Annotated in this window: 12 protein-coding genes and 1 pseudogene; 5 read left to right on the top strand and 8 right to left on the bottom strand. The window is 61.8% G+C overall.

The genetic code is table 11. The features are described 5' to 3' along the window. The first annotated feature begins 89 nt into the window (after positions 1–89). The gene (betT, locus tag HU742_RS26470) at positions 90–2,051 is read left to right on the top strand and encodes a choline transporter BetT (protein ID WP_186644547.1); all 1,962 of its coding nucleotides are present in this window, start codon (positions 90–92) and stop codon (positions 2,049–2,051) included. Between the two features lie 12 nt (positions 2,052–2,063). On the opposite strand, the gene HU742_RS26475 is transcribed toward betT, so the two are convergent. After that, positions 2,064–2,804, bottom strand: a complete 741-nt coding sequence (locus tag HU742_RS26475; RefSeq protein WP_186638967.1) for an SDR family oxidoreductase — start codon at positions 2,802–2,804, stop codon at positions 2,064–2,066. 129 nt (positions 2,805–2,933) lie between these two features. On the opposite strand from HU742_RS26475, the gene HU742_RS26480 reads away from it, so the two are divergent. From HU742_RS26480 to mgrA, 4 genes and pseudogenes are all read left to right on the top strand, one after another. Then, complete coding sequence (locus HU742_RS26480; protein ID WP_186644468.1) at positions 2,934–3,824, top strand: LysR family transcriptional regulator; 891 nt, start codon at positions 2,934–2,936, stop codon at positions 3,822–3,824. A 42-nt stretch (positions 3,825–3,866) separates the two neighbouring features. Further along, a pseudogene (locus tag HU742_RS26485) lies at positions 3,867–3,944 on the top strand (type II toxin-antitoxin system HicA family toxin); the annotation flags it as partial. Between the two features lie 92 nt (positions 3,945–4,036). Then, positions 4,037–4,438, top strand: a complete 402-nt coding sequence (locus HU742_RS26490) for a type II toxin-antitoxin system HicB family antitoxin (protein WP_186639056.1) — start codon at positions 4,037–4,039, stop codon at positions 4,436–4,438. Positions 4,439–4,498: 60 nt separating this feature from the next. After that, positions 4,499–5,536 (top strand): L-glyceraldehyde 3-phosphate reductase, encoded by a 1,038-nt coding sequence (gene mgrA, locus HU742_RS26495; RefSeq protein ID WP_186644470.1) that lies wholly within the window; start codon positions 4,499–4,501, stop codon positions 5,534–5,536. 182 nt (positions 5,537–5,718) lie between these two features. On the opposite strand, the gene tauD is transcribed toward mgrA, so the two are convergent. The 7 genes from tauD to HU742_RS26530 form a co-directional block, all read right to left on the bottom strand. Continuing rightward, positions 5,719–6,561 (bottom strand): taurine dioxygenase, encoded by an 843-nt coding sequence (gene tauD, locus HU742_RS26500; RefSeq protein WP_186644472.1) that lies wholly within the window; start codon positions 6,559–6,561, stop codon positions 5,719–5,721. Between the two features lie 49 nt (positions 6,562–6,610). Next, positions 6,611–7,450 (bottom strand): taurine ABC transporter permease TauC, encoded by an 840-nt coding sequence (tauC, locus tag HU742_RS26505; protein ID WP_186638960.1) that lies wholly within the window; start codon positions 7,448–7,450, stop codon positions 6,611–6,613. Next, the gene (gene tauB / locus HU742_RS26510; RefSeq protein WP_186638958.1) at positions 7,447–8,241 is read right to left on the bottom strand and encodes a taurine ABC transporter ATP-binding subunit; all 795 of its coding nucleotides are present in this window, start codon (positions 8,239–8,241) and stop codon (positions 7,447–7,449) included. Before tauB ends, tauC begins: the two co-directional genes overlap by 4 nt. A gap of 26 nt (positions 8,242–8,267) precedes the next feature. Then, a complete protein-coding gene (gene tauA / locus HU742_RS26515) occupies positions 8,268–9,245 on the bottom strand; it encodes a taurine ABC transporter substrate-binding protein (protein ID WP_186638957.1) in 978 nt (325 codons plus the stop codon). Between the two features lie 246 nt (positions 9,246–9,491). Then, positions 9,492–11,075 (bottom strand): glutamate--cysteine ligase, encoded by a 1,584-nt coding sequence (gene gshA, locus HU742_RS26520; RefSeq protein WP_186638955.1) that lies wholly within the window; start codon positions 11,073–11,075, stop codon positions 9,492–9,494. A 179-nt stretch (positions 11,076–11,254) separates the two neighbouring features. After that, positions 11,255–11,638, bottom strand: a complete 384-nt coding sequence (locus HU742_RS26525; protein WP_186638953.1) for a PaaI family thioesterase — start codon at positions 11,636–11,638, stop codon at positions 11,255–11,257. Continuing rightward, a complete protein-coding gene (locus HU742_RS26530) occupies positions 11,638–13,962 on the bottom strand; it encodes a Tex family protein (protein WP_186638951.1) in 2,325 nt (774 codons plus the stop codon). The genes HU742_RS26525 and HU742_RS26530 overlap by 1 nt, the downstream gene beginning before the upstream one ends. Positions 13,963–14,128: the final 166 nt, after the last annotated feature.

Below are 14,128 nucleotides of genomic sequence, written 5' to 3' on the forward strand. Positions count from 1 at the left end.
CCGAGTCCGTTTGCGCACGTCATGATTTCGTTTTGCGAGGTGCTTCGTCGATGAGTACTTCGTCCCTTCCATCCAGCGGCCAGGTCCGCATGAATCCGCCGGTGTTCTACTTCGCGGCGACCTTCATCCTGCTGTTCGGCCTGGTCGTCATTGCCGCGCCGGAGCAGGCCGGCGCCTGGCTGCTGGCGGCACAGAACTGGGCGGCCAACACGGTCGGCTGGTATTACATGCTGGCGATGACGCTGTATCTGGTCTTCGTGGTGGTCACCGCCTTGTCCGGCTACGGCAAGATCAAGCTCGGTGCCGACCACGACGAGCCCGAATTCAGCTACCTGTCCTGGGCCGGCATGTTGTTCGCAGCCGGGATCAGCATCACGCTGTTTTTCTTCTGCGTCTCCGAGCCGCTGACCCACTTGGTCCAGCCGCCCCAGGGCGAGGCCGGAACCGCCGACGCGGCGCGCCAGGCCATGCAGATCCTGTTTTTGCACTGGGGCCTGCACGGCTGGGGAGTGTTTGCGTTTGTCGGCATGGCGCTGGCGTACTTTGCCTATAGGCACAATCTGCCATTGGCCTTGCGTTCGGCGTTGTATCCGCTGATTGGCAAACGCATCAACGGCCCTATCGGTTATGCGGTGGACGGCTTCGGCATCATCGCGACGGTGTTTGGCCTTGGCGCGGACATGGGGTTTGGTGTGCTGCACCTCAATTCCGGATTGGATTACCTGTTCGGCATCGCCCACACCCAATGGATCCAGGTCGGCCTGATCGTGCTGATGATGGGGGCAGCGATCATCGTCGCGGTGGCCGGTGTCGACAAAGGCGTGCGGGTCATGTCCGACATCAACATGCTGTTGGCCTGCGCGCTGTTGCTGTTCGTGCTGTTTGCCGGGCCGACCCAGCATTTGCTCAACACCTTGATCCAGAACATCGGCGATTACCTCGGCGCCCTGCCGATGAAGAGCTTCGACCTTTACGCCTACAACGAGCCCAGCGACTGGCTGGGTGGCTGGACGGTGTTCTACTGGGCCTGGTGGATCGCCTGGTCGCCGTTCGTGGGACTGTTCATCGCGCGTATATCCCGTGGCCGCACCATTCGCGAATTCGTGTTTGGCGTGCTGTTGATCCCTTTGGGCTTCACCCTGGCGTGGATGTCGATTTTCGGCAACAGCGCCATCGACCAGGTGCTCAACCACGGCATGAGCGCCCTGGGCATGTCAGCCCTGGAAAACCCGTCGATGAGCCTTTATCTGCTGCTGGAAACCTATCCGTGGAGCAAGACGGTCATCGCGGTCACGGTATTCATCAGCTTCGTGTTTTTCGTCACGTCCGCCGACTCCGGCACCGTGGTGCTGTCGACGCTGTCCGCCAAGGGCGGCAACCCGGATGAAGACGGGCCGAAATGGTTGCGAGTGTTCTGGGGCGCAATGACCGCCCTGGTGACCAGTGCGTTGTTGTTTTCCGGCAGTATCGATGCGCTCAAGTCAGCCGTGGTGCTGACGTCCTTGCCGTTCTCGTTGATTCTCTTGCTGATGATGTGGGGCCTGCACAAGGCGTTCTACCTCGAATCCCAGAAGCAGATCGCGCAATTGCATTCCCTGGCACCGGTGTCGGCTTCACGGCGCGGCACGGGTGGCTGGCGCCAGCGCCTGAGCCAGGCGGTGCACTTTCCTTCTCGCGACGAGGTATACCGCTTCCTCGACACCACGGTGCGTCCGGCCATCGAGGAAGTGAAAGCGGTATTCGCCGAAAAAGGCCTGACCGTGATGACCCAGCCAGATCCGGCCAACGACAGCGTCAGCCTGGAGATCGGTCACGGCGAGCAGCATTCGTTCATCTACCAGGTGCAGATGCGTGGCTACTTCACGCCGTCCTTCGCCCGCGGCGGCATGGGCTCCAAGCAAATCAACAATCGCCGCTATTACCGTGCCGAAGTGCACCTGAGCGAAGGCAGTCAGGATTACGACCTGGTGGGCTACTCCAAGGAACAGGTCATCAACGACATCCTCGACCAGTACGAGCGGCACATGCAGTTCCTGCATCTGGTGCGCTGATCGGAAGGGGCCTCAGACCAGCCCACCGTTTGCCCGCAGGATCTGCCCGTTCACCCAACCGGCGGCCGGGCTGGCCAGGAAGGACACGATGCTGGCGATGTCTTCCGGTTGGCCGAGGCGCTCCAGGGGCGGCATCTTGGCGTAGTGCTGGACCTGCTCTTCGCTCTTGCCGTGCATGAACAGCTCGGTGGCGACTGGCCCGGGGGCCACGGCATTGACGGTGATCTGGCGACCGCGCAGCTCCTTGGCGAACACCTGGGTCAGGGATTCCACGGCGGCCTTGCTGGCAATGTACACCGAGTAGCCGGGCAGGTTGAGGCCTACGGTGCTGCTGGAAAAATTCACGATGCGGCCGCCATCGTTCAACCGGGTCGCGGCTTCGCGCAGGGTGTTGAAAGTGCCGCGCGTGTTGATGGCGAATGTGCGGTCGAACAGCTCGTCGCTGTGCTGCGCCAGGGGCATGACCTGGAGAATGCCAGCGTTGTTGATCAGCACATCGACTTTGCCCAGCTGTGTTTCGACTTCATCGAACATCCGGCTGACATCCGCCGCGACAGACACATCGGCTTTCACCGCTATGGCCTGGTGCCCGGCCTGGCGCAACTGCACCACGAGCTTCGAGGCCTCGGCGGCGCTGTTGGCGAAGTTGAGGGCAACGGCAAAACCGTCGCTGGCCAGTTGCTTGGCGATCTGCGCGCCGATGCCGCGGGAGGCACCGGTCACGATGGCGACTTTCGAGTTCTGGACAGTCATGGCAAGAATTCCTTTTGGGGAGTGCTGTGATTCGTTGGAGCCAGATTCACATGTTTACTATCGGCGATAAATGCACGAGAGTTGTCTTGACTGTTCAATATCCAGCAACAATCAAGGCGCGCCGATCAGATGGATCAAGTCAGGGCAATGAGGGTGTTTGTTCGAATATACGAGCGCAGCAGCTTCACCCTGGCCGCCGAAGACTTGAACATGCCTCGCGCCACGCTGACCCATACGCTCAATCAATTCGAGGCCTGGCTGGGCGTGCGTCTTCTCGAGCGCAGCACCCGCAAGGTGCGCCCGACCCTCGATGGCGAGGCCTACTACCCGCGCTGCGTGCAGTTGCTGGCGGAACTCGAAGAGGCCGAGCTGGCGTTTCGCGGCGTGGCGCCCAAAGGCAAGTTGAGGGTGGACCTGCACGGAACCCAGGCCCGGTATTTCGTGATTCCGGCGTTGCCACAATTCATGGCCCGCTACCCGGAGATCGAATTGTTCATCAGCGAGGCCGATCGCTTCGTCGACCTGATTGCCGAAGGTGTCGATTGCGTGCTGCGGTCCGGTACGCTGGGGGATTCGTCATTGATCGGTCGGCGTGTCGCCACTCTTCGGCAGATCACTTGTGCCAGCCCCGGCTACTTGCGCGAGTACGGCGAACCGAAAAGCCTCGATGACTTGCGCCACCATCGGGCGGTGAACTACGTCTCGCGCACCACCGCCAAACTGTATCCATTCGAGTTCATGGTCGATGGCGAACTCAAGGAGGTACCCATCGGCGGTGCGTTGTCGGTGTCCGGTGCCGAAATCTACGCCGCCTCGGCCATCGCCGGCCTGGGCCTGATCCAATGCCCGCACTACCGGATGGAAGAGCAGATCAAGCAGGGCCTGATCCAGGAAGTCCTCACCGCCACCCCACCGCCGCCCATGCCGGTGTCGGTGCTTTATCCACACAATCGGCACATGTCGCCGCGGGTACGGGTGTTCGTGGATTGGGTGGCCGAGGTGTTTGCGCACGCGAAATGACTGGATTGTGGTGACGGTACATTGGTTGGCGAGTTGAGCTAGGTGACGATCAAGCACCCTGACGCGGATCTGCCCAGGGGCACGATCAATAGCATATTGAAACAGGCGGGCCTGAAATGAAGCCCATGACCGATTACGAAATCCCCGGTGGGGATGCATTGTTATCAGACCGGTTGCTGCGGTTGCCGGATCTTGAGGAAGGATTCGTCCACATGAAATTTCCGGTCGTTCTGCACAAGGATGCCGACTCCGAATACGGCGTGACGGTCCCGGATGTGCCGGGTTGTTTCTCCGCAGGCAGTACTGTGAGCCAGGCATTCGAAAATGTGAAAGAGGCGCTTTCGTTGCACTATGAAGGCCTGATAGCCGACGGCGAACCGCTGCCACAGATCCATGACATTGACGATCATCTCGACGATCCGCAATACGCCGGGGGGATCTGGGGCGTGGTTGAGTTCGATGTCACGCCCTATTTCGGAAAATCAGTGCGGTTCAACGCCACGCTGCCCGAGCAATTGCTTGAGCGCATCGATCAAACCGTGCGACGGGACCAGCGTTACAGCTCGCGTTCGGGTTTCTTGGCCGCGGCGGCCTTGCGCGAACTTTCCGCCTGACCGAGGCGTCTGTGAAATGTTAGCTTCTGCCTCCAGCCGTCCGAACAGAGAGCCTTTTCGATGACCTACACCGCTGCGCAAAACCGCTACGAGTCCATTCCTTACCGCCGCGTCGGGCGCAGCGGGCTGGTGCTGCCGGCGTTGTCGCTGGGGTTGTGGCACAACTTTGGTGACAGCACGCCGATCGAGACTCAGCGAGCACTGTTGCGTACAGCGTTCGACCTGGGCATCAATCACTTCGACTTGGCCAACAACTATGGCCCGCCCTACGGCAGCGCCGAGATCAATTTCGGCCGCTTGCTACGCGAAGATTTCAAGCAGTACCGCGATGAGTTGATCATCTCCAGCAAGGCCGGTTGGGACATGTGGCCGGGGCCTTACGGCCAGGGCGGGGGCTCGCGCAAATACGTGCTGGCCAGCCTCGACCAGAGCCTGCAACGTCTGGGGCTGGAGTATGTGGATATCTTCTATTCCCACCGTTTCGACCCCGACACGCCACTGGAAGAAACCGCCAGCGCCCTGGCCACTGCGGTGCAGCAGGGCAAGGCGTTGTACATCGGCATTTCTTCCTATTCCGGCGTGAAAACCCGGGAAATGGCCGCGCTACTCCAGGAATGGAAAGTCCCGCTGTTGATCCATCAACCGGCCTACAACCTGCTCAACCGTTGGGTGGAGAAAGACTTGCTGGATGCCACCGAAGAGCTGGGCACCGGCGTGATCGCCTTCACGCCGCTGGCCCAGGGCCTGCTGACCGACAAGTATCTCAAAGGCATTCCGGCCGATGCTCGGGTCAACCGTCCTGGTGGCGGTTCGTTGCAGGCTTCGCACTTGTCCGAGGAAAACATTGCCCACGTACGCGCCCTGAATGAAATCGCCCAGCGTCGCGGCCAAAGCCTGGCGCAAATGGCCTTGGCCTGGACCTTGCGCGACCCGCGCGTCACCAGCGCACTGATCGGCGCCAGCCGGCCGGAGCAGATTATCGAGAACGTCGGCGCCTTGAAGAATCTGAGTTTCAGCGCCGAGGAACTGGCCGAGATCGATCGGTTTGCCCAGGAAGGCGGGATCAATCTTTGGGAGAAGCCTTCGTCGGCTGAGTAACGCAAGTAGGGTGCACACAAATCCCTGTGGCGAGGGGATTTATCCCCGCTGGGCTGCGCAGCAGCCCCAAAGCAGCCTACTCGATTCCACCTGACGCACCGCATGCTCAGGTTTGGGGCCGCTTCGCAGCCCAGCGGGGATGAATCCCCTCGCCACAAAGGTGACTCCGGCTCTATTGCTACTCACCTGAAAAACGGTACATCCCCCAACACTGTCGCCCGGTGCATCACGCGCCGGGCGGGACGGTAGTCGTCGACGGCAAAATGCTGGGTGACGCGGTTGTCCCAGAACGCCACGTCATTGACCTGCCAGCGCCAGCGCAGGGTGAACTCCGGGCGGGTGGCATGGGCAAAGAGCAGTTTCAGGATCGCCTCGCTTTCGGTTTCCGACAGTTCGTTGATACGCGTGGTGAAGCCTTCGTTGACGAACAGCGAGCGACGGCCGCTCACCGGGTGCGTGCGAATCACCGGGTGGGACAGCGGTGGGTTCTTGCGGCGTGCTTGTTCCCAGCGCGCAAGATCTTCGGCGCTATTGCCGAAGCGCTCCAAGGGAAAGGAGCGGGTGAAGTCGTGCGTCGCCGTCAGCCCTTCCAGCAAGATTTTCAGCGGCGCCGACAAGGCTTCGTATGCCGCGATGCCTCTGGCCCACAATGTGTCGCCACCAAACGCCGGTAGCAGCTTGGCGCTGAGCACCGCGCCCAAGGCGGGTGTCGGGAGAAAGGTCACGTCGGTGTGCCACACAGCGTTGTCGCGGACGTCGGTGACGGCGGTGTCGAGCACCAGAACTTCGGGTTGCTCCGGCACGTTGGGGTAGATCGGATGGATGTGCAGGTCGCCAAAATACGCGGCGAAACGTGCCTGCTGTGGCGGTTCGATCGGCTGGTCGCGGAAAAACAGCACCTGATGATCGAGCAACGCCCGCTCGAGGATGTCGCGATCTTCCAGGCTCAGCGGCTGACTGATATCGATCCCCTCGATCTGCGCGCCGAGGGCGGAGCTCAAAGGCGTAATGGTCGGGCGATTCATCTCAATGTTCTCGGTCTGGGCGCCGAATCGTCGGCGTGGTCATTGGGGATCAATGGGTCTGGCCGTGCCAGGGCACCAGTTTGCGTTGCAGGGCGCGCAGGCTCATTTCCATGGCGAAGGCGATCAGTGCGATCACCAGGATCCCCAGCACCACCACGTCGGTGACCAGGAACTGCGCCGCTGACTGCACCATGAACCCCAGGCCACTGGTGGCGGCGATCAGTTCGGCGGCCACCAGCGTCGACCAACCCACGCCCAGGCCGATGCGAACACCGGTGAGGATGTCCGGCAGGGCACTGGGCACGATCACATGGCGAATCAACTGCGCGCGCGTGGCGCCCAGCGATTGCGCGGCTCGCAGTTTGGCCGGGTCGACGGTGCGCACCCCAGTGGCGGTGGCGATGGCGATCGGGGCGAAGATCGCCAGGTAGATCAGCAGGACTTTCGACAGCTCACCGATGCCGCACCAGATCACGATCAGTGGCAGATAAGCCAGCGGCGGAATCGGCCGGTAGAACTCGATCAACGGATCGAGCACGCCGCGGGCGATTCGGTTCGCGCCGATAGCAATGCCCACCGGCACGGCGGTCAGCACCGCGAACAACAGACCCAGGCCAATCCGCCCGAGGCTTGCGCCCAAATGTTGCCAGAGCGTGGAGTCCATGTAGCCGCTGGTAACCAGCAGCCAACCTTTTTGCAGCACGGCGGAGGGCGGCGGCAGGAATAGCGGTTCGATCAGGCCGCTGGCGGTGACTGCCCACCAAAGCGCCAACAATACGATCAGGGTCAGGCCGCTGATCCAGCGCGTACTCAGCTGCCATTGAGCGCGTAGAGGAGGGCGCGCGGGCTCGGGGTCGTGGGCCACGGCTGGAATTTCGTAACTGCTCATGCGCGCTCCTGCTGCCGAGTGGCGCTGCGTTGGGAAAATACCTTGGCAAGCACGTGCTCGCGAGTCTCGATGAAGCGTGGGTCGGACTTGATCGACCGCGCTGATTCCCCGGCCCCGTAACGGCGGCCGAAATCCAGGCTCAGGCGCTCGACGATCTGCCCAGGATCGGGCGCCAGCAGGATCAGATCGGTGGCAAGGAACACGGCTTCTTCGATGTCATGGGTAATCAGGAACACGGGCTTGGCGGTGCGTTGCCAGACTTGTAACAGCAGTTCCTGCATCTGTTCGCGAGTGAACGCATCCAAGGCGCCGAAAGGCTCGTCCATCAACAACACGCGCGGATCGGCAGCCAACGCGCGGGCCAGGCCGACGCGTTGCTTCTGGCCGCCCGAAAGCTGCCAGACGCGACGTTTCTCGAAACCGGCGAGGTCGACCAAGGCGAGCATTTCCCGGGCGCGGGCCTCGCGCTTATCCCTCGCGACGCCTGCCAGTTCCAGGCCGAACCCGACGTTCGCCAGCACGTCCTGCCAAGGCAACAGCGCATCGTCCTGGAACACCACGCCGCGTTCGGCGCTCGGACCCGACACTGGCACGCCGTCCAGGGTGATCTGCCCAGCGCTGGGCTCGACGAACCCGGCAATCAGGTTCAACAGCGACGTCTTGCCACTGCCGGAGGGGCCGAGGGCAACCAGCAGTTGCTCCGGGCCCAGGGTCAGTGAAATATCCGCCAGCACCGGTTTTGTTGCGCCGGGGTACTGTGCGCTGATGCGCTCCAGCTGTAGCAAGGCCATCTTGGCGTCTCCCTTTTTCGTCTTGATCAGCGCGTGATGTATTGGGCGCTGACGTATGGCGCGTAATCCGGCAGCACGGCTTCGACCTTGCCTTGCTCCTTGAGGAACGCGGCGGTGTTGGTGATGGCCTGGGTGGTCGGTGCGCCGAGGCTCACCACTTGATCGGCGGCCAGCGGGAAGACGTTGCCTTGTAGCAAAAGGGGGATGTCGCTGGACTTGGCCCCGGAGAGTTTCACCAGCTTGTCGATGTTGGACGCATCGGCCAGCCAGGCTTGTGGATCCTTGCGGTACTGGGCGTAGGCGTCCAGGGTGACTTTGGCGAAGGCCGTGACAATTTCGGGGTGCTTCTGGGCGAAATCCTTGCGCACGATCCAGGCATCGAACGTCGGTGCGCCAAACTGGGCCAGCTCAGCTGAAGTGATCAGCACCTTGCCGTTTTCCTTGGCCACGCCCAAAGCGGGGTCCCAGACGTACGTGGCATCGATGTCGCCGCGCTTCCAGGCGGCGATGATGGCCGGTGGCGCGAGGTTGAGCACGGTGACTTTCGACGGGTCGATATTCCAGTGTTTCAGCGCGGCCAGCAGGCTGTAATGACCGGTGGAGACAAATGGCACGGCGATTTTCTTGCCGATCAGGTCTTGTGGAGTCTTGATGCCGGAGCCGTCACGCACCACCAAGGCTTCGGCGGCGCCGATCTGCGTGGCGATGAGGAAAGTTTCTACCGGAACCTTGCGCGTGATGGCAGCGGTCAGCGGGCTGGAACCGAGGTAGCCGATCTGCACATCGCCCGAAGCGATGGCGGCAATGATATCGGCGCCATTGTCGAACTTGCGCCAGTCGATGTTGGCCTTGGTGGCTTTCTCATACGAGCCATCGGCCTGGGCGACTTTTGCCGGGTCGACGGTGGTCTGGTAGGCGACGGTCAGATCCGTCGCCTGGGCAAAAAGGCTCGCCGCGGCCAGGGAAGCGGCCGCGAGAAAGCGAAGGGGGAAAGTCAGAGACATGGCAAAGCTCCTCAACAGGCCGCCGGATGTTCGGCGTTGGAGGAGACTAAATGATCTAAGAATCAGTAAATAAATAACTTTTTCGAATTAGCTTATTTGCGAACACATCTATCCAAGATGGCTAATAACCCCGTGGCGAGGGAGCTTGCTCCCGCTCGGCTGCGTAGCGGCCGCAAGATGGGCCTGCTGCGCAGACCAGCGGGAGCAAGCTCCCTCGCCACAGAAGCGTCCTCATCAAGAGGAAAGTCAGTTACTGATCGCCAGGATGCTCGCCTGATACGAACCCACGAACACGTCAAAGTCTCCCACCTCGTTCTGCTCCAGCTCGGTTTGCTGGACCAAGGACTGGCGGGCGGTTTCTTCGAACGCGGCTTGCTCTTCGGTCGACAGCGGCTGGGCGCGGAAGAACTCGGCGTGGGCCTTGCTCTGGCGCAGGGAGAACTGGGCGAAGCTTTCGCGGTGCTCGGCCATGGCGGCCAAGACCTTGGCAGACGGCGTCAGCGACGGGTCGCGGACTTTTGCCTGTTGCGCGTCGAGAGCCTGGCGATGGGCATCACCGCCTTGGCTCTGGTCAAGCAGGGCGGCCAGCGGAGCAATCTTTTCCAGCAATTCCATGGCCCAGGCTTGCATGTCCACCGATTGGCCCTGGCGTTGCAGGTGCAGGCCTGGCTTGCGGCCTTCCTTGACCACGGTCAGGAAGTTGCTCGTAGCGTTGCTGCATTCGTTGTTTTCCAACTGCGGGCTGTCGTTGAGGCCGCAATACAACAGGAACGCATCGAGGAACCGCGACTCGGTGAGGTCGATGCCCATCGGCAGGAACGGGTTGATGTCCAGGCAACGCACTTCGACGTACTGGATCCCACGGGCCATCAGCGCCTGGATCGGGCGCTCGCCGGTATACGTCACGCGCTTGGGGCGGATGTTGGAGTAGTACTCGTTTTCGATCTGCAGGATGTTGGTGTTGAGCTGCACCCATTCGCCGTTCTGGTGAGTGCCGACTTCCACATACGGCGCGTAAGGGGTTGCCACCGCTTTGCGCAGGCTGTCGGTGTAGCTTGTCAGATCGTTGTAGCAGGGGGTCAAGCCGGCCTGGGCGTTGCTCTGGTAACCCAGGTCGCTCATGCGCAGGCTGGTGGCGTACGGCAGGTACAAGGTGTCCGGATCCAGCTGTTCCAACTGATGCGGGCGGCCACGCAGGAAGCCGGCGTCCAAGGCCGGCGAGGCGCCGAACAGGTACATCAGCAGCCAGCTGTAGCGCCGGAAATTGCGGATCAACGCGATGTAGGCCGACGACTGGAAATCGCGGTCGCTGACGTCACTGGCTTCGTCCTGCCGGAGCAGCGGCCAGAGCTTTTCCGGCAGGGAAAAATTGTAATGAATGCCGGCGATGCATTGCATGGTCTTGCCGTAGCGCAGGGCCAAACCCTTGCGGTAGACATATTTGAGCCGGCCGATATTCGAGGTGCCGTAATAGGCAATCGGGATGTCTTCTTCGGCCGGCAGCGGACACGGCATCGAAGGGCTCCACAGGTACTCGTCGCCGAGTTTGCTGTAGGCAAACCGGTGGATCTTGTCGAGGCTGCGCAGGGTGTCGGCCGGGTTGGCCAGCGCCGGCGTGATGAACTCCAGCAGCGACTCGGAATAGTCGGTGGTGATCTGTTCGTTGGTCAGCGCCGAACCCAGGGCCTGGGGATGCGGCGTCTGCGCCAGTTGCCCGTTTTCCGTGACGCGCAGGCATTCACGCTCGATGCCATGCAGGCATTGTTCGAGCAGGGAGAGGTTGGCGCGCTCGCCGAGCAGGGCCAGGCGGCGGTTTAAAAGGTCGCTCAAGTTGAATTCCTTCACGCGTCAGTCGCCCCAATATGGGGGTGGGCAAGACGGTCTACAAGGGTGAAGTTAAAACTGGCGTAGTCGCCTGGTTTGTATGCCAAAGGCTAGTCATCGCAACCCACAGGGGCTTCGCCGCTGCATTCATGGCGTCGAAATTAACCCAAATCGATGACACTGAGCTATAGGACAGCGAACGTGCCTTGCGCTTTTGCGACCAGCTTGTCGCCTTGCATCACCTCGGCCTCGACCACCAGCGTGCGCCGCCCCGGGTGGATGACCCGGGCAGTGCACAGAACCTCGCCGTCGGACACGGCGCGAATGTAGTTGATCTTGCATTCAATGGTCGCGCTCTGCTGGTCAAAGCCATGGACGCTGGAGCAGGCCAGTCCCATGGCGATGTCCACCAGGCTGAACAGCGCGCCACCGTGCAGCTTGCCGCCACGGTTGCGCAACGGCGGCTCAAGGCTCAGGGCGACTTGCGCCACCCCGTCCCCAAGGCTTTGCAGGCGGCAGCCGAGCAGCTTGAAAAAGGCGCTTTCCACTAACCCGGCCGGCGCGTCCATCAGCGTTTCTTCAACTGCTTGGCGTTGGCGAACAGCGAGGCCATGGCGTTGTTGGCAGGAGCCGCCGTAGCGGTTTCCTTGCGCGGCGCGGTGTTCTGCGATTGACGTGGCGTCGAGCCAGGACGCGCACCGCGGGCACCGTCGACTTTCTCGCCCGGCGTGTCGCTCATGCGCATCGACAGGCCGACGCGTTTGCGCGGAATATCGACTTCCATGACCTTCACTTTCACCACATCACCGGCCTTCACCGCTTCGCGCGGGTCCTTGATGAACTTCTCGGACAACGCCGAGATATGCACCAGACCGTCCTGATGCACGCCGATGTCGACGAATGCGCCGAAGTTGGTGACGTTGGTCACCACGCCCTCGAGAATCATGCCCGGTTGCAGGTCCTTGAGGTCTTCGACGCCGTCCTGGAACTCGGCGGTCTTGAATTCAGGACGCGGGTCGCGCCCCGGTTTTTCCAGTTCCTGCAGGATGTCAGTGACGGTCGGCAGGCCGAAGGTTTCGTCGGTGAATTTCTTCGGGTCCAGGCGCTTGAGGAACGCGGCGTCACCGACCAGCGAGCGAATGTCACGATCGGTCTGGGCAGCGATGCGTTGCACCAGCGGGTAGGCTTCCGGGTGGACCGCAGAGGAATCGAGCGGGTTATCGCCGTTCATGACACGCAGGAAGCCTGCGGCCTGTTCGAAGGTTTTCTCACCCAGGCGCGGCACTTTTTTCAGCGCGGCGCGGGTCTTGAATGCGCCGTGTTCGTCGCGGTGGGTGACGATGTTCTGCGCCAGCGTGGCGTTCAGGCCCGAAATGCGCGCCAACAACGCCACCGAAGCAGTGTTCACGTCCACGCCCACGGCGTTCACGCAATCCTCCACCACCGCGTCCAGGCCGCGCGCCAGTTTCAGTTGGGAAACGTCGTGCTGGTACTGGCCGACCCCGATGGATTTCGGGTCGATCTTCACCAGTTCCGCCAGCGGATCCTGCAAGCGACGGGCGATGGACACCGCGCCACGGATCGACACGTCCAGGTCGGGGAATTCCTTGGACGCCAGTTCCGACGCCGAATAAACCGAAGCGCCGGCCTCGGAAACCATGACCTTGGTCATTTTCATGGCCGGGTATTTCTTGATCAGCTCGGCGGCCAGCTTGTCGGTCTCGCGGCTGGCGGTGCCGTTGCCGATGGCGATCAGGTCGACCGAATGCTTGGCGCACAAGGCGGCAAGGATGGCGATGGTCTGGTCCCACTTGTTGTGGGGCACGTGCGGGTAGACCGTGGCGTGGTCCAGCAGTTTGCCGGTGGAGTCCACCACCGCCACTTTGCAACCGGTGCGCAGACCCGGGTCCAGGCCCAGCGTGGCCCGCGGGCCGGCCGGTGCGGCCAGCAACAGGTCGTGGAGGTTGTGGGCGAACACGTTGATCGCCTCGGTCTCGGCGTTATCACGCAATTCGCCGAGCAAGTCGGTTTCCAAGTGGGTGTAGAGCTTGACCTTCCAGGTCCAGCGCACCACTTCGGCCAGCCATTTGTCGGCTGCGCGGTTCTGGTTCTGGATGCCGAACTGCTGGCCGATCATGCCTTCGCACGGGTGCATGGTTCCGGGCAATTCTTCACCGACCTTCAGCGCGGAACTGAGGATGCCTTCGTTGCGACCGCGGAAAATCGCCAGGGCGCGGTGGGATGGCATGCTTTTGAGCGGCTCGTCGTGTTCGAAGTAGTCGCGGAACTTCGCGCCTTCCTCTTCCTTGCCCGCGATCACTCGGGCACTGAGGATGGCTTCCTGCTTGAGGAAGTTGCGCAGTTTTTCCAACAGATTGGCGTCTTCGGCGAAACGCTCCATGAGGATGTACTTGGCGCCTTCCAACGCGGCCTTCACGTCCGCCACGCCTTTTTCGGCATCGACGAAGCGCGCGGCTTCGGTTTCCGGGGCCAGGGTCGGGTCGCTGAACAGGCCGTCGGCCAGCTCGCCGAGGCCGGCTTCCAGAGCGATCTGGCCCTTGGTGCGGCGCTTCTGCTTGTAGGGCAGGTACAAGTCTTCGAGACGGGTCTTGGTGTCGGCCAGCTTGATGTCGCGTTCAAGTTGCGGGGTCAGCTTGCCTTGCTCCTGGATGCTGGCCAGGATGCTGATGCGCCGTTCGTCGAGTTCTCGCAGGTAGCGCAGGCGCTCTTCAAGATGACGCAGTTGGATGTCATCGAGGCTGCCTGTCACTTCTTTCCGGTAACGGGCGATGAAAGGTACCGTGGAGCCTTCATCCAGTAGCGCGACGGCCGCTTCGACCTGTTGTGGGCGTACGCCGAGTTCCTCGGCGATGCGGCTGTTGATGCTGTCCATAAAACCACCTGACAAATTGTGAAATCAGGCTCGCCACCACAGAAGCCGGGCTCGACGAGACTGGTTGAGCGGCCCGGGGTGCGCCGCTGCCTGGGTCAAGAGGCTGCCAATTGACCCGTTAAATTCAAAAAGTGCTGCCTGGCCAGAGGGGAAACCGCCGCATCGG

Source organism: Pseudomonas marvdashtae (assembly GCF_014268655.2).
Taxonomy (GTDB): Bacteria; Pseudomonadota; Gammaproteobacteria; order Pseudomonadales; family Pseudomonadaceae; genus Aquipseudomonas; species Aquipseudomonas marvdashtae.